The sequence below is a fragment of the Paenibacillus sp. FW104-T2 genome (assembly GCF_058789975.1).
On sequence record NZ_JBYTCE010000003.1, the window covers coordinates 178,591 to 199,088 of the forward strand.

The 20,498-nt window shown below is 48.2% G+C and carries 21 protein-coding genes; 17 read left to right on the top strand and 4 right to left on the bottom strand.

All coding sequences use genetic code 11. The annotated features are described in order from the left end of the window. The first annotated feature begins 11 nt into the window (after positions 1-11). On the top strand, positions 12-524 hold the full coding sequence (locus AC3WQ3_RS05545; protein ID WP_336781511.1) for an A24 family peptidase: 513 nt from the start codon (positions 12-14) through the stop codon (positions 522-524). A 56-nt stretch (positions 525-580) separates the two neighbouring features. Next, on the top strand, positions 581-2,386 hold the full coding sequence (locus AC3WQ3_RS05550) for a DUF6382 and FHA domain-containing protein (protein ID WP_492471649.1): 1,806 nt from the start codon (positions 581-583) through the stop codon (positions 2,384-2,386). Here the strand turns inward: AC3WQ3_RS05550 and AC3WQ3_RS05555 are convergent. Further along, positions 2,375-3,286: a TIGR01777 family oxidoreductase gene (locus tag AC3WQ3_RS05555; protein ID WP_154892559.1), complete on the bottom strand. Its 912-nt coding sequence runs from the start codon at positions 3,284-3,286 to the stop codon at positions 2,375-2,377. The genes AC3WQ3_RS05550 and AC3WQ3_RS05555 overlap by 12 nt on opposite strands. A gap of 148 nt (positions 3,287-3,434) precedes the next feature. Beyond that, complete coding sequence (locus tag AC3WQ3_RS05560; protein ID WP_095360610.1) at positions 3,435-3,905, bottom strand: DUF2621 domain-containing protein; 471 nt, start codon at positions 3,903-3,905, stop codon at positions 3,435-3,437. A 167-nt stretch (positions 3,906-4,072) separates the two neighbouring features. Here AC3WQ3_RS05560 and AC3WQ3_RS05565 point away from each other — a divergent pair, with 167 nt between their 5' ends. Continuing rightward, positions 4,073-5,200, top strand: a complete 1,128-nt coding sequence (locus AC3WQ3_RS05565; protein ID WP_095289199.1) for a deoxyribonuclease IV — start codon at positions 4,073-4,075, stop codon at positions 5,198-5,200. 22 nt (positions 5,201-5,222) lie between these two features. Continuing rightward, positions 5,223-6,116: a formyltetrahydrofolate deformylase gene (gene purU, locus AC3WQ3_RS05570; protein WP_127538223.1), complete on the top strand. Its 894-nt coding sequence runs from the start codon at positions 5,223-5,225 to the stop codon at positions 6,114-6,116. 71 nt (positions 6,117-6,187) lie between these two features. Here purU and AC3WQ3_RS05575 read toward each other — a convergent pair whose 3' ends face one another. Continuing rightward, entirely contained in the window at positions 6,188-6,673 is a 486-nt protein-coding gene (locus AC3WQ3_RS05575; protein WP_492471650.1) for a hypothetical protein, read from the bottom strand. A gap of 422 nt (positions 6,674-7,095) precedes the next feature. Between AC3WQ3_RS05575 and tkt the strand changes: the two genes are divergently transcribed. The 5 genes from tkt to AC3WQ3_RS05600 all read left to right on the top strand — a co-directional run bounded on the left by tkt (position 7,096) and on the right by AC3WQ3_RS05600 (position 12,528). Next, positions 7,096-9,138 carry a transketolase gene (gene tkt / locus AC3WQ3_RS05580; protein ID WP_095289202.1) on the top strand — a complete coding sequence of 681 codons (2,043 nt, stop codon included), beginning with the start codon at positions 7,096-7,098 and terminating at the stop codon, positions 9,136-9,138. Between the two features lie 145 nt (positions 9,139-9,283). Further along, positions 9,284-9,601 carry a pyrimidine/purine nucleoside phosphorylase gene (gene ppnP, locus AC3WQ3_RS05585; protein ID WP_095289203.1) on the top strand — a complete coding sequence of 106 codons (318 nt, stop codon included), beginning with the start codon at positions 9,284-9,286 and terminating at the stop codon, positions 9,599-9,601. A 184-nt stretch (positions 9,602-9,785) separates the two neighbouring features. Further along, positions 9,786-11,141: a glucose-6-phosphate isomerase gene (locus AC3WQ3_RS05590; protein WP_095289204.1), complete on the top strand. Its 1,356-nt coding sequence runs from the start codon at positions 9,786-9,788 to the stop codon at positions 11,139-11,141. Positions 11,142-11,308: 167 nt separating this feature from the next. Beyond that, positions 11,309-11,941, top strand: a complete 633-nt coding sequence (locus AC3WQ3_RS05595) for a YigZ family protein (RefSeq protein ID WP_492471747.1) — start codon at positions 11,309-11,311, stop codon at positions 11,939-11,941. A 5-nt stretch (positions 11,942-11,946) separates the two neighbouring features. Beyond that, positions 11,947-12,528 carry a TetR/AcrR family transcriptional regulator gene (locus AC3WQ3_RS05600; protein WP_095289205.1) on the top strand — a complete coding sequence of 194 codons (582 nt, stop codon included), beginning with the start codon at positions 11,947-11,949 and terminating at the stop codon, positions 12,526-12,528. Positions 12,529-12,708: 180 nt separating this feature from the next. On the opposite strand, the gene AC3WQ3_RS05605 is transcribed toward AC3WQ3_RS05600, so the two are convergent. Then, a complete protein-coding gene (locus AC3WQ3_RS05605; protein WP_153977375.1) occupies positions 12,709-13,110 on the bottom strand; it encodes a secondary thiamine-phosphate synthase enzyme YjbQ in 402 nt (133 codons plus the stop codon). A 302-nt stretch (positions 13,111-13,412) separates the two neighbouring features. Here AC3WQ3_RS05605 and cysT point away from each other — a divergent pair, with 302 nt between their 5' ends. From cysT to clpP, 8 genes are all read left to right on the top strand, one after another. Then, on the top strand, positions 13,413-14,228 hold the full coding sequence (gene cysT / locus AC3WQ3_RS05610; RefSeq protein WP_127538227.1) for a sulfate ABC transporter permease subunit CysT: 816 nt from the start codon (positions 13,413-13,415) through the stop codon (positions 14,226-14,228). Further along, positions 14,225-15,022: a sulfate ABC transporter permease subunit gene (locus tag AC3WQ3_RS05615; RefSeq protein ID WP_127538228.1), complete on the top strand. Its 798-nt coding sequence runs from the start codon at positions 14,225-14,227 to the stop codon at positions 15,020-15,022. Before cysT ends, AC3WQ3_RS05615 begins: the two co-directional genes overlap by 4 nt. A gap of 1 nt (position 15,023) precedes the next feature. After that, entirely contained in the window at positions 15,024-16,088 is a 1,065-nt protein-coding gene (locus AC3WQ3_RS05620; RefSeq protein WP_095289209.1) for a sulfate/molybdate ABC transporter ATP-binding protein, read from the top strand. Positions 16,089-16,123: 35 nt separating this feature from the next. Further along, positions 16,124-17,176 (top strand): sulfate ABC transporter substrate-binding protein, encoded by a 1,053-nt coding sequence (locus AC3WQ3_RS05625; protein ID WP_492471651.1) that lies wholly within the window; start codon positions 16,124-16,126, stop codon positions 17,174-17,176. Positions 17,177-17,321: 145 nt separating this feature from the next. Beyond that, positions 17,322-17,768 carry a hypothetical protein gene (locus tag AC3WQ3_RS05630; RefSeq protein WP_492471652.1) on the top strand — a complete coding sequence of 149 codons (447 nt, stop codon included), beginning with the start codon at positions 17,322-17,324 and terminating at the stop codon, positions 17,766-17,768. Positions 17,769-17,955: 187 nt separating this feature from the next. Then, on the top strand, positions 17,956-18,738 hold the full coding sequence (locus AC3WQ3_RS05635) for an MBL fold metallo-hydrolase (protein ID WP_127538237.1): 783 nt from the start codon (positions 17,956-17,958) through the stop codon (positions 18,736-18,738). A 157-nt stretch (positions 18,739-18,895) separates the two neighbouring features. After that, a complete protein-coding gene (locus AC3WQ3_RS05640; protein WP_492471653.1) occupies positions 18,896-19,765 on the top strand; it encodes an RNA polymerase sigma factor in 870 nt (289 codons plus the stop codon). Positions 19,766-19,782: 17 nt separating this feature from the next. Then, complete coding sequence (gene clpP / locus AC3WQ3_RS05645) at positions 19,783-20,367, top strand: ATP-dependent Clp endopeptidase proteolytic subunit ClpP (RefSeq protein WP_492471654.1); 585 nt, start codon at positions 19,783-19,785, stop codon at positions 20,365-20,367. Positions 20,368-20,498: the final 131 nt, after the last annotated feature.

The window sequence follows — 20,498 nt, forward strand, 5'->3', positions numbered from 1 at the left end:
ATAGAGGAGTGATGGGGGTGGAATGGTTCATTGCAGCCTGTGGCCTATACGTGGTGACTGCCTTTGTAACCGATGTGCGGTCCATGAAAATTCCGAATCTGCTGACCTTGCCTGTAACCGTTTTAGGTGTGCTGGCCCATGGGGTATGGGATGGATGGGAAGGCTTGATCTTCTCTGCCGCGGGGTTTGCAGCCTGTTTTGGCATTTTGTTGGTGATGTACGCGATCGGAGCAGTAGGAGCTGGAGATGTAAAATTGTTTGGCGGGATTGGAGCATGGACGGGCATTTCTTTTGGAATTCACGTTGTTGTGTATTCCGTTCTATATGCCGGGGCAATCGGCTTAATTATTCTGTTGTTCCGAAGGGATTCAGCCAAACGGATTCGTAACATGGCCGGTGGGCTTGCAGGCTTTTTCATGCTCGGTTCACTCAAACTGGTCAGCAAGGAGAAAACGCTCAAGTTCCCGTTCATGCTGGCTGTATTGCCAGGCTTTATCAGTGCCTATGTTTATATGATTTCATAGATTGATTCAAGAAAAGAAAGTAGAAGTTGAATTTACACCGGAAAGAGAGGATTGGCATGCATGGATTAACGAAAGATTTTATACGGAACGGCGGAGCATTTATGGTTCTGGAAAAAGCCGAAGGATTACGGATGGACGAATTAAGCCGTGTACAGACGGGGATGATGTCCTCCAATGATATTCCTCGCCTGCTTCCGCTCCACATTCGTGAGATGGATCGCAACGTTACTCTTCAATATGATATTTCCGGGTATAAAATGTTATCCCAGTTCCTAAAGGCAGGGAAAATTAAACTGCGTGTGCTGTACGGTCTATTGTTTCAGCTCGCAGACACCTTCACGGAATGCCGTCAATACATGCTCGAACCCCGTAAGCTGATGCTGCAGGAAGAGAGCATATTTGTAAAAGGTTCACTGGAACAAGGTGAGCTGGGCATGGTTTATGTACCGATTCAGGATTCTGTGGTAGTGGATCCGACTCCGGCGCAATTCCGTGAACTGGTCATCCGGCTGATGGCTCATGTGCAGGAGTTGCAGGGTGAAGGCATTCAGCGGGTTCTGCAGCTATGTGATAACGAACGGTGGGATGTTGGACAGCTGCAGGAATTGTTACTGGAACTCTACGCGGATGAACAGGTGGGGCCAGGCAGCTCTACATTTTTGTCTTCTCGTGTGAACGAATCAAGAGAGAATGGGAATGTGAACGAACGTTCTGCTTATGTTCAATCTGAACCTGAGTTTGCACAATTGCCACGATTGCATAGACAGCATGACCGATCGAAGCCTGACCAAGACAAAATGCGGGCTGAAACGTACTCCAATTCTCGTCAACAGCCGGATCAAGTATTGGAGCAGGAAGGATCAAACAGTAACAGGTTTAGTCCAAACTTCCTGAGCACACGTCCTTCTAGAGAAGGCTCGTCTCCTTTTACAGACAGAACCGATCCAGCGGTGCACAAATCGAACGAAACTACATTTGATGAGAACCTGGAAATGGAACAAAAGACGGGAACGTCGAAAGTGACGTATATTATTCTTATTTGCATGGTCGGTATAGCTCTGGTATGGAGATTCGCTTATATGGAGCAGCCCGGTCAGACACCTATGATAATATCCATCGTTCTAAGTGTCGCCTTACTTGCGGTTGCAGGCTGGGCCTGGATTAGCAAAGGGAAATTCGGTATATCCAAAGCGGCAGGGCTCAGAAGGATTAATCAAGCTTCATTTCTTAATTTAGGTCATAACCGAACTAAAAATGAAGAGGAATCAGAAGAACTATATCAGGAGAGCTGGCGCTGGAACCAATCAGAGCTGAAGACTGACAATAACCCACCTGCACAGGGATATGCGAGTATTGCCAGTACAACTCTGAATTCGCGCTTTCAACAATTACATACCGAACCAGAATCAGAATCATCAATCATGATCCAACAACAGTTCGATCATATTACTGCTCCAACGTCTGAGCTGATACGGACTGAATCTGGAACGGAGGCAACAGTAAATCTGCAAAGTATGACTGGGGAACCAGCAAAGGGCGTCGGTCCAGTAACGCCATCCTTTTATCTGGAACGCCGATTAGGGGCAAGTAACCGGAATGAGCGGATGGATGTGCAGGGAGCTTCTTTTGTTATCGGCCGATCGGCAGAGATGGTTCAATGGGTGGATTCAACAACCGGTGTGTCCCGTGCTCATGTGGAATTGAGCAGGAACAAATCGGGCTATGTCATTAAGGATCTGGGTTCTGTGAATGGCACCTTACTGCAGGGTAAGCCTCTTGCACCCTATAAAGAATATCCACTGGAAGACGGAGATACCTTCATGCTGGCAGAATCCGTCTATACCTACCGTTCAGTCGGATAATCCGCGATGCTTCAAATCTTCCAGGGCATCGGTTAAGGTTGGGAATGTAAATTGGAACCCGTAATCCAGAGCCTTCTGCGGAATGACACGCTGCCCCTGGAGCAATACAACAGAGAGTTCTCCAACCACTGCTTTAATCAGGAAACCGGGGACCGGGAACCAGTGAGGACGATGATAGACCTTGCCAACTGTGCGTCCAAACTCGTCATTGGTCACGGGGTTCGGAGCGGATGCGTTCACCGGACCCGAGATTTCCTTATTGTGAATCGTAAAATCAATAAGCCTTACAATATCCAAGATGTGTATCCAAGTCGTCCACTGTTTACCACTTCCAATTTTGCCGCCTACGCCAAGCATATATGGCAGCTTCATTAACGGAAAGGCTCCTCTTTTATGACCAAGTACGAGGCTGACACGAATTTTGACAAGTCTCACATCCTGGATTGCATCTGCAGCAATCTCCCATTGTTCGGCAACCCGGGACGGAAAGTTCATTGATTTTTGCGGGGAACTTTCATCAAATGTCTCCGACGGAGAGGTTCCGTATATAGCCATGGCGGATGCCTGCACGACAACCTCCGGTTTATGTTCAAGTTTAGCCAGCAGCCGGGCTACCTTGGATACTGTCGTTACCCTCGATTCCACAATTTCCAGCTTGGCCTTGGTCGTCCAGCGCTGATTCAGCGTTTCCCCGGCAAGGTTCACCAGAGCATCCAAACCTTCCAGTAGATGAGGTCTTTCTTCAAGCTGTTCCCAAGATATATATGTAAGGCGTTCACCGGGATCATGAAGATCAGGCAGTTTGCGCGTGATAATCTGAACCTGATGACCTGCTTGCAGCCAGTAATCTACGAGTGCACTTCCCACAAATCCTGTTCCTCCACATATGGCAATTTTCATGCTTCAGCCCTCCTGTATTGTGAATTTCATATATGGCGGATCAACAAACAGCCCCGGCGGTAAGCAATGCCTGTCTGCGAATGACTTACCTGATGGAGCTTGTGTGTTGGAGATGAGTATGCGATTCCGTCCACAATGGAAACTTCTTTTATTTATTCATCAGATGTTTATAAGGCGAGTAATCAATTTGGTTTTTCTCCAAAAATTTGACCAAAAACTTATTATCACGCTTCGGTGTGGCTATAATGTATCCTTTGATGCAGTGATCTCGGGACACCTCGGTTGCCTTGTTTTCAACAGCAATTTTACCAATCTCTGCTGCAATTGAATGTTTGGCGATATCGCGAAACGGACCGGGTACAGGCTCTACGAGTTGATCCAGAAAAGCCTTGGCTTCGTCCGTCCACAGGTGGCGGCTTGTTTCGACCCAATAATTTTGCCAATCCAGTTTGGATTTTCCATCCGCTTTTGGGAGCACTTTCAAAAACTTGCGCATCATAAAAAATCCACCGATACACATGCTGCCAAGCAAAAGAAATGTCCAGAATGCGATCGTATTCATAAACCAATTGCTGGGGGAACTGCTGACTAACGTCATGGCGTAGGAGCCGAAAATCATTGCGGAGTCACCTCGGTTCATTGATTTTCACGGAAAGACGGATTCCGCCCACCATGTTCCAAATTGGCTGTAAAAAATAGCCTGTAACCCGAATTATAGCGCATTTCTAGATTTATTTCGATAATCGCGTTAGAATAAGGGATAATTCAGAAAAAGGGGGATCAATGATGCTGAAAATCGGCTCCCATGTGTCCTTTTCGGACAAGGGATTATTGAGTGCAACGAAGGAAGCGTCCTCGTACGGTTCCAGTTCGTTTATGATATATACGGGTGCACCGCAGAATACGCGCCGCAAGCCTATTGAGTCCATGTATATCGAGGAAGGCAAGCTTGCCATGCAAGAGGGCGGAATGGAAGATATTGTTGTCCATGCGCCATACATTATTAACCTTGGTTCTTACAAAGAAAACACGTATGAACTGGCTGTAAGCTTCCTTCAGGAAGAAATTCGCCGCACGCATGCCATTGGTGTCAAAAATATTGTGCTGCATCCCGGCGCCTTTACGGATAAGGATGCTCATTATGGTATTGGACGAATTGCCGAAGGGCTCAATGAAGTGCTCGACGGTGTCAAAGAGACCGATGTAAAGATTGCTCTTGAAACAATGGCTGGAAAAGGGACCGAAATGGGTCGCAGCTTCGAAGAGATCGCACAGATCATGGAGAAGGTTACGCACAACGAACGTCTCGCTGTATGTATGGATACATGCCATATTCATGATGCAGGCTATGATATTGTGAATGATCTGGATGGTGTACTTGAGCAGTTTGATCGCACGGTAGGGCTTGACCGCATTACCGTAATGCATATTAATGATAGTAAGAATGCAGTAGGTGCACGTAAGGACCGTCATACACCGATTGGTTCCGGCTGGATTGGTTTTGAAGCGATTAACCGCATCGTTCATCACGAGGCGCTTCAAGGACGTCCATTTATTCTGGAGACACCTTGGATCGGGAAGGAAGCCAAGACACAACGCCCAATGTACGAGGTGGAAATTGCATTGCTTCGTGGAGATGTGAGTGGCCGGTTTGGTCCGGAATTCCTGACAGAGGTGGAGCAGCTGCAGCACTTCTTCCAAGGGAAAGAGATTGACTCGCGTTCCTATATTCTCGACGTTTGGACGCTGCTCAAGAATGATGCAAAAGCCAAAAAGGCTGATCCGCGTGAACCGCTGGAGCGGTTGTATGATCTGGTAGCGGAAGCAGCGTTGTTCCCGCATTTGAACGAAGAGCAAGTGAATCATCGTTTGATCGCCTGGCTTGCAGGAAAAGAACTGCTGGTCACGGCTTAATTGAAGGAGGAAGAATAGCCCGATGGAGATTCATGCAAAACAAGCACGTCCTGATTCCAAAAACCGCGCCGATCGGGCGCGGATGCTTATTTCCTGTCCGGATGGTCCAGGAATTGTAGCTGCCGTATCGCATTTCCTGCACCAGCATGGTGCAAACATCGTTCAGTCTGACCAGTACACCATGGACCCGGCTGGCGGCATGTTTTTCATGCGTATTGAATTCGATCTTCCGGAACTGACAGCGAGTCTCGCCAAGCTGGAAGCTGATTTTGCGGAAGTGGCGGAGCGCTTCAAGATGGAGTGGTCTCTCTCTGCGGTAAGCCGCAAGAAGAAACTCGCTATCTTTGTATCCAAGGAAGATCACTGTCTGGTTGAATTGCTGTGGCAATGGCAAGCCGGTGACCTTGATGCTGATATCGCTCTCGTGGTAAGCAATCATCTGGATATGAAGGATTACGTGGAATCATTCGGCATTCCTTATCATCATATTCCGGTGACGGCTGATACGAAAAAGGAAGCGGAGCAGCGTCAGCTGGACGTCATCGGTAACGATATTGATGTCATTATTCTTGCGCGTTATATGCAGATTATCTCTCCAATGTTCATCGAACATTACCGCAACCGGATTATTAATATCCACCATTCCTTCCTTCCGGCATTTGTCGGTGGTAAACCGTATGCACAGGCGTACAATCGTGGTGTTAAAATTATCGGAGCAACAGCACATTATGTGACCGAAGAACTGGATGGCGGGCCGATTATCGAGCAGGACGTTCAGCGTGTAAGCCATGGAGATGATGTGACCGAATTGAAACGGATCGGACGTACCATTGAGCGCGTTGTACTTGCACGTGCGGTTAAGTGGCATGTTGAGGACCGGATTCTGGTTCACGAAAACAAAACCGTTGTATTTTAGCTTGATGCTTTAATACTGTGCAAGGTTGATTCGGGACCATGTGAATCGGCCAAGATAAGAAGGGCGACTTCCTATTTGCGAGCTGAATGGGAATCGCCTTTTTGTCGTTTCCATATCCGTCCGCAGACGCCAAGGAGAATACCAAATAGAAGGTGTCCGATAATCCAAAGCGATATGGCCTTGAAATCCAATAAGCCTGGAACTCGTACAGATAACAGAGAGAGCGGAATATATAGCAGGGAGGAGAACGCACCGAGCAAAACGCCTTTAACCAAGGGGAAATCGGAACGTTGAATCCACCAGAAGTAGAAGAGGCCGATGATGACAGAAACAAGAAGATGGAGCGTAAATTCGAACCATTCAGGCAAAATGGGCGGAAGCCAGGGCACAAAATCAACATTCAGCAGCAGGATATACACCTTTTCACCCGTGTAAGCCTGAACCACTTTAAGAAAAAAGCCAAGAAATAAACCGGTGATGATGCCTGTTAACGTCCCTGCAATCCAGGGTAATGGATGATTTGACGACTTTGGCTGTATAGCTTGTGGTCCTGACATGCGGCAAGCCTCCTTTCTTTCTGAGAGTAACACAGCCGTAGGGATTTCGAATCAGAAACTTGAACGATACCATATGAAAAAAACTTCGAGCTCTAAAAAGTGTATGGTTTTCCGGTTAAAGGTTATACTTCATCCGATGGATTAGCGAGGCTTGCCAAGCCGGACATGGGCTTAGATGCTCTACCGAACACCTTTTATTCTGCGCTGGAATAAACCCGCCTCACCCACAAACAACCGAATTTTCCGGAACTTCTAAAAGAAGGTTATGGAAAAGCTTCACGCCAAGTGATACAATACAAAAGTGAATAAGTCAAAATGAAACATTCAAGCGGATTCACTTATTGTTATATACGGTTTGCTTGTATGATGAGAGGGATTCGCTTGCGCACCCGACTTATCTAAAGACATGAGGAGGACAAACCATGACTGACAAGAACGAAGCGATTCAAAAGGACGAGAACAACACAATCGACAACCTGTCGATTACAACTGTACGTACTCTGGCAATTGATGCAATCGAGAAAGCAAAATCGGGACACCCGGGAATGCCTATGGGCTCCGCTCCAATGGGGTACCAACTTTTTGCAAAAACGATGACACATAACCCGGACCACCCAACTTGGGTTAACCGGGACCGTTTTGTGCTGTCTGCAGGACATGGCTCCATGTTGCTGTACAGCTTGCTGCACCTGAGCGGCTACGATCTTCCTATGGAAGAATTGAAACAATTCCGCCAATGGGGAAGCAAAACTCCGGGTCACCCGGAATTCGGACATACTGCAGGTGTTGATGCTACGACTGGCCCACTGGGTCAAGGTATTGCAATGGCTGTAGGTATGGCTATGGCTGAAGCACAACTGGGCGCGACATACAACAAGGATAAATTCAACGTTATCGACCACTACACTTACGCAATCTGTGGTGACGGTGACCTCATGGAAGGCGTATCCCACGAAGCAGCTTCCCTTGCCGGACGTCTGCACCTGGGTAAACTGATCATGTTGTTCGACTCCAACGACATCACGCTTGATGGTGAGTTGAACCTGTCTTCTTCCGAAAGCATCGCAAAACGCTTCGAAGCTTATGGCTGGCAAGTGCTGCGCGTAGAAGATGGTAACGATCTGCCTGCAATCGAAAAAGCAATCCAGGAAGGACAAGCAGATACACTGCGTCCTACACTGATCGAAGTGAAAACTGTTATCGGTTATGGTAGCCCGAACAAACAAGGTAAAGGCGGCCACGGCGGTACTCACGGTTCCCCACTGGGTGCTGACGAAGCGAAACTGACCAAAGAATTTTACAAATGGGTTTACGAGGAAGATTTCCACGTACCAGCTGAAGTTCGCGATCACTTTGCACAGGTCAAAGATCGTGGTATCTCCGCAAACAAGGCTTGGGACGAGAAATTCGCCGAGTACAAAAAAGCATTCCCTGAGCTGGCAGCTCAGTTCGAAACAGCAATCAACGGTGACCTTCCAGAAGGTTGGGATCGCGATCTGCCTAAATATGCTGCAACAGACAAGGCTCTTTCCACTCGTGTTGCTTCCGGTAATGCACTGAACGGTTTGGCGCACAACGTGCCACATCTGACTGGTGGATCTGCTGACTTGGAAAGCTCCACAATGACACACCTGAACAACATTGCAAACTTTGCACCAGAAGATTACTCTGGCCGCAACATCTACTTCGGTATCCGTGAATTCGGTATGGCTGGAGCAATGAACGGTATGGCACTGCACAGCGGTGTGAAAGTATTCGGTGGTACATTCTTCGTGTTCACTGACTACCTGCGTCCGGCTGTTCGTCTGGCTGCCCTGATGGGTCTGCCTGTGACATACGTTCTGACTCACGACAGTATCGCTGTTGGTGAAGATGGTCCTACTCACGAGCCAATTGAGCAACTTGCGTCCCTGCGTATCATTCCTAACCTGACAGTAATTCGTCCGGCTGACGGTAATGAGACATCTGCTGCATGGGCTTATGCGCTTGAGAACAAGAACAACCCGGTAGCACTCGTACTCACTCGTCAAAACCTGCCGATCCTGGAAGGAACAGTAGAAGGCTCCCGTGAGAACGTTAAACGCGGTGCTTATGTTGTTTCCGATGCAAAAGACGGCAAAGCAGTAGCACAAATCATCGCTACAGGTTCCGAAGTGCAACTGGCTGTCAAAGCTCAAGCTGCACTGGCTGAACAAGGAATCCAAGTTCGTGTAATCAGCATGCCGAGCTGGGATCTGTTCGAGAAACAGGACAAAGCTTACAAAGAATCCGTCTTGCTTCCAGATGTAAAAGCTCGTTTGGCCATTGAAATGGCTTATCCAATGGGCTGGGAGAAATATGTTGGCGATCAAGGCGACATTCTCGGAATCAGCACATTCGGTGCTTCCGCGCCTGGCGACCGTGTTATCGAAGAGTATGGCTTCACAGTTGATAACGTGGTTAGCCGCGTAAAAGCATTGCTGTAATAGCTTGATAAACGCTGCTACGAATTGATCAGATTCATTTGTTCGGTTCGTGGCAGCAAAGTTATTTCCGGCAGAGTAAGGATGAGAATTCATCCTGATCTGTTTTGCCTTTTGTTTTCATTAACTTCAGGGGGAGCGGGTACGCATGTCACAGTTTGATCAAGTCAGTGTAGTAAAAGAGGCCAACATTTATTATGATGGCCAGGTAACCAGCAGAACGGTTATTTTGGGGGATGGCAGCAAAGTGACTCTGGGCATCATGCTCCCAGGCAGCTATGAGTTCGGTACAGATTCCCGTGAAATCATGGAGATTCTGTCCGGCGATCTGAGAGTATTGCTTCCCGGAGAAGAAGATTGGCAAGAGATTCAAGGTCAAGCTACGTTCCACGTGCCTGCCGAATCCAAATTCAAACTGGAGATACGCAGCGTTACCGACTACTGCTGCTCGTACCCGGCGGAATAATACAAGAAGGGTAGCCAAAACCCGCAATCAGCGGGTTTGGTTTACCCTTTTTGCTTCTTGAATTTGAAGTGACAAAGTTCAAGCTGCAAGCTTGTCAGCCCCGTGGATTTGAAGTATCCTTATGCTAAGTTGTTTGAATGGAAAACGGAAAAATAAGCTACCGATATCAGGAGGTTTTTAGATCATGGCAAAAAAAGTGAAGTTTGATTACAGCACTGCCTTGCAATTTGTAAACCAGCATGAAGTGGACTATTTCGCTGAACCGATTCGTCTGGCTCACGAGCAGCTCCACAACGGAACAGGAACCGGATCCGATTACCTGGGCTGGATTGACCTGCCAACCGCTTATGACAAGGAAGAATTCTCCCGCATTCAAAAGGCGGCTGCCAAAATCCAAAGTGATTCCGAAGTACTGATCGTTATCGGTATCGGTGGTTCATACCTGGGTGCACGTGCAGCGATTGAGATGCTGACACACTCCTTCTATAACAACCTGCCAAAAGATAAACGTAAAACGCCTGAAATCTATTTCGCAGGAAACAATATTAGCTCCACATATGTAACTCACTTGCTGGATCTGGTTGAAGGCAAAGACTTCTCCGTGAACGTTATCTCCAAATCCGGTACGACAACCGAGCCAGCCATTGCTTTCCGTATCTTCCGTGCTGCCCTGGAGAAAAAATACGGTAAAGAAGAAGCTCGCAAACGTATCTATGCTACAACAGACAAAGAGCGCGGCGCACTGAAAAAACTGGCGAACGAAGAAGGTTACGAGTCTTTCGTTATTCCGGATGATGTAGGTGGACGTTACTCGGTACTGACAGCAGTAGGCTTGCTGCCGATTGCTACAGCTGGCATTAACATTGAAGAAATGATGCAAGGTGCAGCTGACGCATCCAAAGAATACAGCAACCCGAATGTAGCTGAGAATGAAGCATATCAATATGCTGCTGTTCGTAACGCATTGTACCGCAAAGGTAAAGGAACAGAAATCCTCGTAAACTACGAGCCATCCCTGCACTTTGTATCCGAGTGGTGGAAACAGCTTTACGGAGAGAGTGAAGGTAAAGATTACAAAGGAATCTATCCTGCATCTGTTGATTTCTCCACGGACTTGCACTCCATGGGTCAATTTATCCAGGAAGGAAGCCGGAACATTTTCGAAACCGTCATTCAGGTAGCTGAAGTATCCGAGCATATTTCGATCGAAGCTGATCCGGATGACCTCGATGGTCTGAACTTCCTTGAAGGCAAAACAATGGACTTCGTCAACAAAAAAGCGTTCCAAGGCACGCTGCTTGCACATACAGATGGCCAAGTTCCAAACCTGATTGTGAATATTCCGGATATGTCTCCATATTCTTTCGGATATCTGGTATACTTCTTTGAAAAAGCATGCGGCATCAGCGGATATCTGCTGGGCGTCAACCCGTTTGACCAACCAGGAGTAGAAGCTTACAAGAAAAATATGTTCGCATTGCTGGGCAAACCAGGCTTTGAAGAAGAGAAAGCAGCGCTTGAAGCGAGACTTTCTGAATAATTCATGGTTTGACTCATATAGTTAAATAAAGCATGTGTAATGACACCCGGGTTTCATTGTGAGGTAAATGCAGTGATCCCCGGATGTTTAAACCAAGGCAGTTCATCCGCGTCCGCGCGGGGAACTGCTTTCTTGTAAAATGGATTAAATCGGAAAGTTGGATTGAAATGCTTGAACGTTATCGCACGGTTCGAGGACCGGGCAATCTGGAAATTGTCATCAAGAAGTCGCGTTTCATCGGTCATATTATACCAGTTACAACGGAAGAAGAAGCAGTTGCTTTTATTGATGAAATCAAGAAGAAACACTGGAATGCCACTCATAACTGTTCCGCTTACATGATAGGGGAAAGAGATGAGATCCAGAAGCAATCCGATGATGGGGAACCAAGCGGAACTGCTGGGAAACCCATTCTTGAAGTCATCAAAAATCAGCAACTGAAAAATGTGGCTATTGTGGTTACACGGTATTTTGGGGGAATCATGCTTGGGGCTGGCGGTTTAATCCGTGCATATACGGATGGCGCTGTAGCGGCTATTGAAGCTGGAGAGGCTATAACCAAAGTGCTTCATCGTGAAGTGTTTGTGGAACTGGATTATACGTGGCTGGGAAAAGTGGAAAATGAATTAAGAAGCCGGGAAGTCCGTACGGGTGAAACTGGATTCACCGATAAGGTTACGTTGACTTGTCTTCCGCCGGATAGTGAAACCGAGGCATTTATCGCCTGGATCACGGATTTGACGCAAGGGCAATCCCGGATCACGGAGGGACAGCGGCTTTATTTTATTGAAGGGGAATAAAATATATGGCTAGAAGAGCAGTCGAACAAGAGTTGTCGAGGGAGCGGATCCTGGAGGCGGCGAGACATCTTTTTATTACCAAAGGATACCGCGCCATTTCGATGCGAAGCATCGGCCAGCATCTGGGCTATAGTCATGGGTCGCTGTATTATCATTTTAAGGAAAAGGCAGAATTGTTCTATGCCATTGTGGTAGAAGATTTCAATCATCTGGGACATTTGCTGCTGCAAGCCATGGTCAGGCCAGTCGTGGGCGGTATGAGCAAGGTAGAGCATATCATGCTCGAATTCATTCGTTTTGGTCTGGAGAATCCGTATCAATACGAGATTATGTTCATGATTCGGGATGAGGAGCTGTTATCCTATTGTCGTACGGAGCAGGGAAGATGCTTCGAATTGTTTGCTTCCATTGTCAGGCAGTACATGAACGAGGAAGGCTGTACGGATGAGGATATCCAATGTGTGCCGCGCACACTGTTTTTGTCCATGCACGGATTTATATCGTATTATATTCAGGATCGTGTAACGTTTGCTGAGATTGAATCGTCGGCATTATCTCATGTCAAAGTACTATGCCGCAATCTATAACACCAGCCTGGCGTCCTATAAAAGGCGCTATTGTCGCACTCCTATACTTCAGGGCGGTGAATTGTCATAACATTAATTCTTTATAACGTTGTCTCGCGAAAGTTTATTAGCGCGAAAGACCAAGACAGGCGGATCGTCAGCCCTAAATCAGGGTTGTCCGCCTGTTTGCGTTTGGCTGAATCAGCCTTCCATGATCTTGATAAAATATTCCCGCTCACGAGGGCCGTCGAATTCGCTGAAATAAATACCCTGCCATCTGCCGAGTAATAATCGGCCTTCATGAATAATCACCGTTTGAGATGGACCGGTTGTGATTGATTTCAGGTGGGAAGCAGTATTCCCTTCAGCATGTCGATATTGGGGATGTTCCCAAGGATACACCTCGTCCAGACGAAGCAGCACATCATGTTTAACATCCGGGTCGGCATTTTCATTAATGGCAATACCAGCTGTGGTATGGGGACAATAGACAAGTACAGTTCCGTTTTGTACACCGCTATTGCGGACAACCTGCTCTACTTCTCTGGTAATATCCTTGATTTCATCCCGTCTGGAAGTCGATATTTTTTTCGTATATAACATCTGGCAGCACTCCTTATCCTCTTAAATTCTCTTCTAGATTGTACCTTAACCACTCCAATTCAAACAAACCACAATTCACGGGCAAAATGGTTAACAAATCATCTGCTAATCGCCCAAATTATATACAATAAAAACATTGACGGTTAGCACTGCAAACTGGTAAAGTATCAGATAAGCAAAAAACCAAGTAGACTAATGGGAATAATGCTAAAGTGATATAATCCAACTTAGGAAAATGAATGTACCAAAGCAGGGAGACTGCCGACCGGATATGGAGCCGGAGGCTGGGAGGGAATGCAGCAATGAACACCGTTCTTCGTCACAAGGGATGGACTTGGGGATTCCGCAGTACTGTATTGCTATATTTTATTGTACTCATCGTGCTTCCGATTATCGGTGTGTACGTCAATTCCTTCTCTGAAGGATGGAGCAATTTCGCCGAGAGCATCATGGATCCAATCGCGTGGAAAGCCGTATTGCTGACCGTTCGTCTGGCTGTTGTCGCCACACTGATTAACGTGGTACTGGGCACCATGATTGCCTGGGTACTCACGCGTTATCGTTTCTTTGGGAGATCGTTTCTCAACAGTCTCGTAGATCTGCCCTTTGCACTTCCTACTGCAGTTGGCGGATTAATGATTATGCTGCTGCTAGGACCGGTCAGTGCTGTAGGCAAGCTGGCTGAAACCATGGGAATTGAAATCGTGTTTCATCAGCCTGCGATCGTCATTGCGATGACCTTTGTTACGTTTCCATTCGTGATTCGTGCGGTGCAGCCGCTGCTGGAGGAGATCGACCCTTCTGAGGAAGAGGCCTCCTATACCATGGGTGCATCGAAGGCACGTACGTTCAGGCAGGTTATTCTGCCTTCTATGGCTCCAGGCATGATTAGCGGTGGTATGCTTGCTTTCTCCAGAGCACTTGCAGAGTTTGGAGCAGTTGTGCTGGTGGCGGGTAACATCCCGGGCAGAACACTGACGGCTTCCGTATTTATTTACGGCGAGATTGAAAGTGACAATCCTACGGGTGCAGCTGCTGTATCCGTGCTGCTCCTCACGCTCTCTTTCCTGATCCTCTGGCTGATTAATCTGGTGCAGATGCGGGGGAGAAGACGATGAGACGGCTATTAATCGGACTGACATTTGCGGTATTTATTGTGCTTCTGATAATTCCTTTGGGACGCATTTTGCTCGGAGCATTTGAAGACGGTGCAGGAGGCTTCCTGGATGGGCTGATGCGCCCTGAGGCGCTGCATGCCTTGATGATGACCGGACTTGTTGTTCTGGTCGTCACGCTGTTAAATACATTGTTTGGCATTATGATGGCCATTTATCTCGTTCGTGCCGGATGGCTTAGTGATCGCATCAAAGGATTGCTGAACAGCATTGTAGACCTGCCTTATGCGGTGTCCCCCGTCATTGGCGGATTGATGATTGTATTGCTGCTTGGGCCGAACAGCATTATGGGTGGCTTTTTTGAAGGAATCGGCTTCAATGTAGTCTACGCCTTCCCGGGTATGGTCATTGCAACGCTGTTTGTCACATTCCCGCTGATGGTCAGGGAGGTCATGCCGGTCCTGCAGGAACTCGGTTCGCAGCAGGAAGAGGCGGCTTCAACGCTTGGCGCGTATGGGTGGAGAACGTTCTGGAGTGTCACCTGGCCTTCCATCCGCTGGGCTGTTGTATACGGGCTTGTACTTACCGTTGCACGATCGCTTGGAGAGTTCGGTGCAGTGCTCGTGGTGTCAGGCAATATTATGAACAAAACGCAGACGGCAACAACGCTTGTTTATCAGGATGTTGAGAATTTTAATGTCTCTGCCGCAAATGGTGTGGCATTGGTACTGGTTACCTTCTCCGTTGGGCTGCTGCTCATGATGGAATGGGCCAAGAAGCGAAAGGAAGTGCATTGATATGCATGTGGAAGTCCGTGATCTGAACAAACATTTCGGTCAATTTCATGCGGTAAAAGATGTCTCGTTCGATATTGCCAAAGGCCATCTGATCGGTCTGCTAGGGCCCAGTGGAGGAGGCAAAACGTCTATTCTGCGCATGCTCGCCGGTCTGGAAAACCCGGACTCCGGAGAGATTCGCTTTCACGGCAAGGTTGTGAATCATCTGCCTCCGCAGGAGCGGGGAATCGGGTTCGTTTTTCAGAACTATGCCTTGTTCAAACACATGACGGTTTTTGATAATATCGCTTTTGGACTTAAGGTCAAAAAGACACCCAAAGCCCAGATTCGCGATCGGGTCATGGAACTTGTTGAGTTGACCGGGCTAAAAGGTTTTGAACAGCGCTATCCGCATCAACTGTCCGGTGGACAGCGCCAGCGTGTCGCATTTGCCAGAGCTTTGGCTCCTGAGCCGCAGCTGCTGCTGCTGGATGAGCCTTTTGCCGCCATCGATGCCAAGATTCGCCAAGAGCTGCGTTCATGGTTGAGAGAGCTGATTGAGCGTGTCGGCATTACCTCGATATTTGTAACACATGACCAGGATGAAGCGATCGAAGTTGCAGATGAGATCATGATTATCAGCCAAGGCCGTTTAGAGCAAAAAGGAACACCGTGGGATATCTACAAAAATCCGCAGACTCCATTTGTTGCAACCTTTATTGGTGAATCCACCGTTGTGGAGGATGCCTCGCAGCTTAAAGGCTTCGAACATGCGGTCGAAGGAGATCATACGCGTGCCTTAATCAGGCCTGAGTATATCGAGATTGGTCTGAAAAACGAGTTTTCCATGCTGTCAGCTACCGAAAAGGGCACGGTGAAGCATCTTCACTTCCGCGGTAGTGAGTGGATGGTGGAAGTCGAGGTACAGGGACACAAGCTGATCACCTATCGTTCACTTGAGAAAACGACACTGGAGATTGGTCAACAGATTCGGGTGCTTGTACACCGGGCTTATCTATTTAACGATACGGATAGCTGGGTTGTCGAGAATCGTTTGAAGGAAGATCCAATGCCGGTCATGATCTAAAATGCACTCGAAAGAGAGGCTGCCCCATGCAGACGATGAAGAAGAAAAGAATCCCCTTATACGCTGTCCTTATGCTTCTGCTCGTCTGCATGACCGTAGGCTGCAGCAATCAGGAAGCGGAAGGCGAACAGAACGAACCCTCTGCAGCTGAACAATCCAATACGCTTGTCATTGGTGCATACAGTGTAGCCAAGGATGCTATCGGAGAGCTGCTGCCCAAGTTCAAGGAGGAATGGAAGGCAAAAACCGGACAGACCGTCAATTTCCAGGAGTCCTATGAAGCCTCTGGTACACAAGCAAGAGCCATCGTCGGTGGATTCGAGGCCGATGTGGCACTGCTTGCCATGGAAAGTGACATCGATAAACTGGTCAAAGCCGACCTCGTGACTTCCGATTGGAAACAAACGCCGAATGATGGCATGATTACACGTTCGATTGTTGTTCTTGGAACAAGGGATGGCAATCCACTTGGAATTCGTGATTTTGAGGATTTGACCAAGCCGGGAGTCAAGGTGCTGTATCCCAATCCCAAAACGTCAGGCGGAGCCCAATGGGATATCAATGCAATCTACGGAGCTGGGCTGAAGATGTCGGAAGAAAAGGGCCAGAAGGACCCTGCCGCTGCCAAAGCGTTTCTAGAGAAGGTGCATGAAAATGTCGAGTCGCTGGATAAGAGCGGCCGATCTTCCATGGCAGCCTTTGAATATGGCGTCGGCGATGTCATCGTGACTTATGAGAATGAATTGCTTGCCCGAATAGCCCAGGGGGTTAAATACGATATCGTTGTACCGAAGAATACCATTCTGATTGAAAATCCGGCGGTAGTGGTGGATAAATATGCGGATAAACATGGGAATAGGGAGTTGGCAGAGGCCTTTGTGGACTACCTGAGAACTCCGGAGGCTCAGCGGATATTTGCCAAGCATGGTTTTCGTTCGGTAGACCCGAATGTATTTGCCGAGACTGAATCCTCGTTTCCAACTCCTGAAGGTCTGTTTGATATCCATTACCTTGGTGGCTGGGACGAAGTCCGCAGTACGCTATATTCCAAACGCGGAGTATGGTATCAGGTGCTGGCAGGCTTGTGATTGGTGACGTGTTATCCAAGCATTGACATGAGGCCTTCATTTCGCTGAATATAGTAGAGATGAAGGCTTTTTGCTGTAAATGGAAATCATATAGTAGTGTGCAGACCAAGCTGTCTGGAGGGTCCTGCAGAAAGGTGTGAATATAATGAGTTCAGAGATCAAATTATCCCAGAGTACGGCAATTCGGCTGGAACAAGCCCGTGGTAAGGGGATGTCTGACGCTGAGATACTGAGAGCTATACAGGCCAAGGATGTGGCTGCTTTTGACGCGGTATCCGAAGAGGATTACAAATATGATGAATTTTTCACGTATGCGGATGAGCACGGCGAGAACCTGGAAGCCGCAGTTCGAGGCGGCTACCGGATGACATTTAATACCCGGGGCGGGCTGGGTATCTGGATCGAGAAGGCATTTGATCTTCAGCCGGAGCGTGATTTCACGGTTGGTGAGGGCGTAGTAACCGGTCTGAAGTTGAAGCCGGAGCAGGCAGAAGTGCTGGCGAAGCGCCTTGCATCGAATTGGGTCATTACGGATTCGAGAGATGTGCCCGAGGGTCAGGAATTGACCTTGAAATTGCGTGCCTTGGTCTAGGCGACAAGGGGACAAGTAGAAGTTACATACGCTGACTACATGTAGTCAGAGATCAGGCTTTCCCTAGTGCAGGATTAGAACTGCATAGGGAGAGCTTTTTTTTGCAAAAGCAGGGGGCAAGGATATACAATTTAGGAAACAGAACTTCTTAGAAAGTACAGCATCGGATAGAGAGGGGATCACGGTATTGAATCAGCTAACATTTCTGGGAACCGGGGATGCCATGGGCGTACCGCGTGTATACTGTGATTGCGCAGTCTGCACGGAGGCCCGCCTGACCGGGATCAACCAGCGTAAACGTTCTTCTGTTCTGATCCATTCAGATGGCGCAGCCGAACCGTTTATGATTGACTGCGGACCAGACTGGAGATCACAGATGGAGGATCAGGGATTGCGTATGGTTCATACATTATTGGTGACACATGCGCATTTTGACCATATTGGAGGTTTGCCGGAATGGGCGGATGCCTGCCGCTGGCTGGGGGTTAAGGGCAGCTTGTACGCACCGCGCGAAGTAATCACAACCATTCAGGGGCAATTTCCTTGGCTAAGCCGGCACATGAACTTTCTGGAAACGGATGATGATATCCAGCTTGGCGGTTGGAACGTGCACTCCTGGAAGGTCTGCCATGGTAAAAACGGTTATTCCTACGCGTATCGGCTTGAGCGGGAAGGGTACAGCTGGGCGTATTGTTCGGATGCCATCGATCTGAAGGAAGCAGAGAAGAAGCCGCTGCACGGGCTGGATCTGCTGGTGCTCGGAACGAGCTTTGTCCATGAGCTTGCGGAATTCTCCACACGTTCCGTATACGATATGCGTGAGGCGCAGGAACTGCTGCGGGAACTGAAACCGGGGCGCACCTATTTTACCCATATGTCTCATGACGTGGATGTACAGCAAAACTACGATCTGAATCCAGGTATTACGCTGGCAGCTACAGGCATGAAGGTACCTTTGGGCAGCGTTTAAGTTAGAACCTAGTTGGCATATAAAAAAATAAATACAGAAGAGCGTATCCTTTACCGGAGGTTCTTCGTTTACATAGTGTAAGACCATAAGAGCAAGTCATCGAAAAGCATGACATGAAGCAAGATCAATCAGGAACCAACAAAGGGGGGCCCCAAACATGGCCTTTGTGAAGTCCGTGGATTGCAGAATCAACAGACCACATGATCATCGTAACCCATTCAAACCATATACTCAGACTGGTCATCAGGCTGAATACAGCGTGGAACAGATGATGGAAAGTATGCTGCCGGATCTGATGAGCAGTCTCTACGCTTATTGTCTGTCTCTGACTGGTTCAACCTGGGAGGCCGAGGATCTGGTTCAGGATACCTGCGTGAAAATGCTGGCTTCTTCGGCTATGCAGTCCTGTGGTACAAAGCAAGAGATGAACTGGGAAGCCTATCTGATCCGGATTGCGCGCAACACTTGGATTGACGTCATACGGAAGCGGGAGAAGCTCGCTTGTAAATTGGATAGCCTGAAACCATTTATGCAAGAATGTGCGGAGGAGGAGCGATTCGAGGAGATCGAGTCTGCTGTTCAGATCCTTGTCCATGAGCTGCCGCCGTGGCAGCGAGCGATATATGTATTACGTGACTTAATGGGTTACACGACGGCAGAGACTGCGGAGATGCTGGATACATCGGAAGGAGCGGTCAAAGCCGCGCTGAATCGTGCCAGATCTGCTCTGGAACGCGTCAGACGAAGCCGCCTGGAAACGGAAGGCGAAGCAGCGAGTGGCGCAGATGAAGATTCAGTGAGCGCAGAGCAGCTGCGAAGCTATTTGATGGCTTTTCGCAGTGGAGATGCGGCGCGTCTGATTGATCTGTGCCTCAACCGTACGGATGATCCGGTGGCCGTGGCAGGAACGATTCTGCAGCAGTCTTTGCCGTCTTCATCAACGCAGCCAATGATGTGTGGGTATTCCAATTCCGGCATGACTTCAATGATGTATGGAGGAGGATACACCGGGCTTATGGTTGCGTAAACCGGGAGGCGACAGGCATGAACCATGTACCTTATGTAGTTGAACAGACAACCCGCGGTGAGCGGAGCTATGATATTTATTCACGTTTGCTGAAAGATCGAATCATTATGGTGTCCGGGGAGATTGAGGATCAGATGGCAAATGCCATTGTGGCCCAGCTTCTGTTTCTGACCGCAGAGGACCCCGAAAAGGATATCCAGATGTACATCAACAGTCCGGGTGGATCTGTTACAGCCGGATTCTCAATCTATGACACGATGCAATTTGTGAAGCCGGATATTTCAACGATCTGCACTGGCATGGCCGCGAGTTTCGGTACGATTCTGCTGGTCGGGGGAACCAAAGGAAAACGGTTCGCTCTGCCAAATAGTGAGATTATGATCCATCAACCCCATGGGGGTACGCGCGGGCAGGCATCGGATATGCTGATTCATGCCAACCGAATCATTCAGCACCGCCAGCGGCTCAATGAGCTGTTAGCGAACCATACAGGCCAACCGCTGGAGCGCATCGAGAGAGATTCGGATCGCGATTATTTCCTGACCGCAGCGGAAGCGGTGGAATATGGACTGGTGGACAAAGTCATATCCAGAACGGATTAAGCAAGCAGCCGTATAATTTACACCTTAAAGCATCTAAAGAGCCTGGAAGGTCATATGATCTTCCGGGCTCTTCTCTTTGATTCATTTACTGTAATTTCACTGTAATTCCACTGTAATTCCATTGTGGTTGT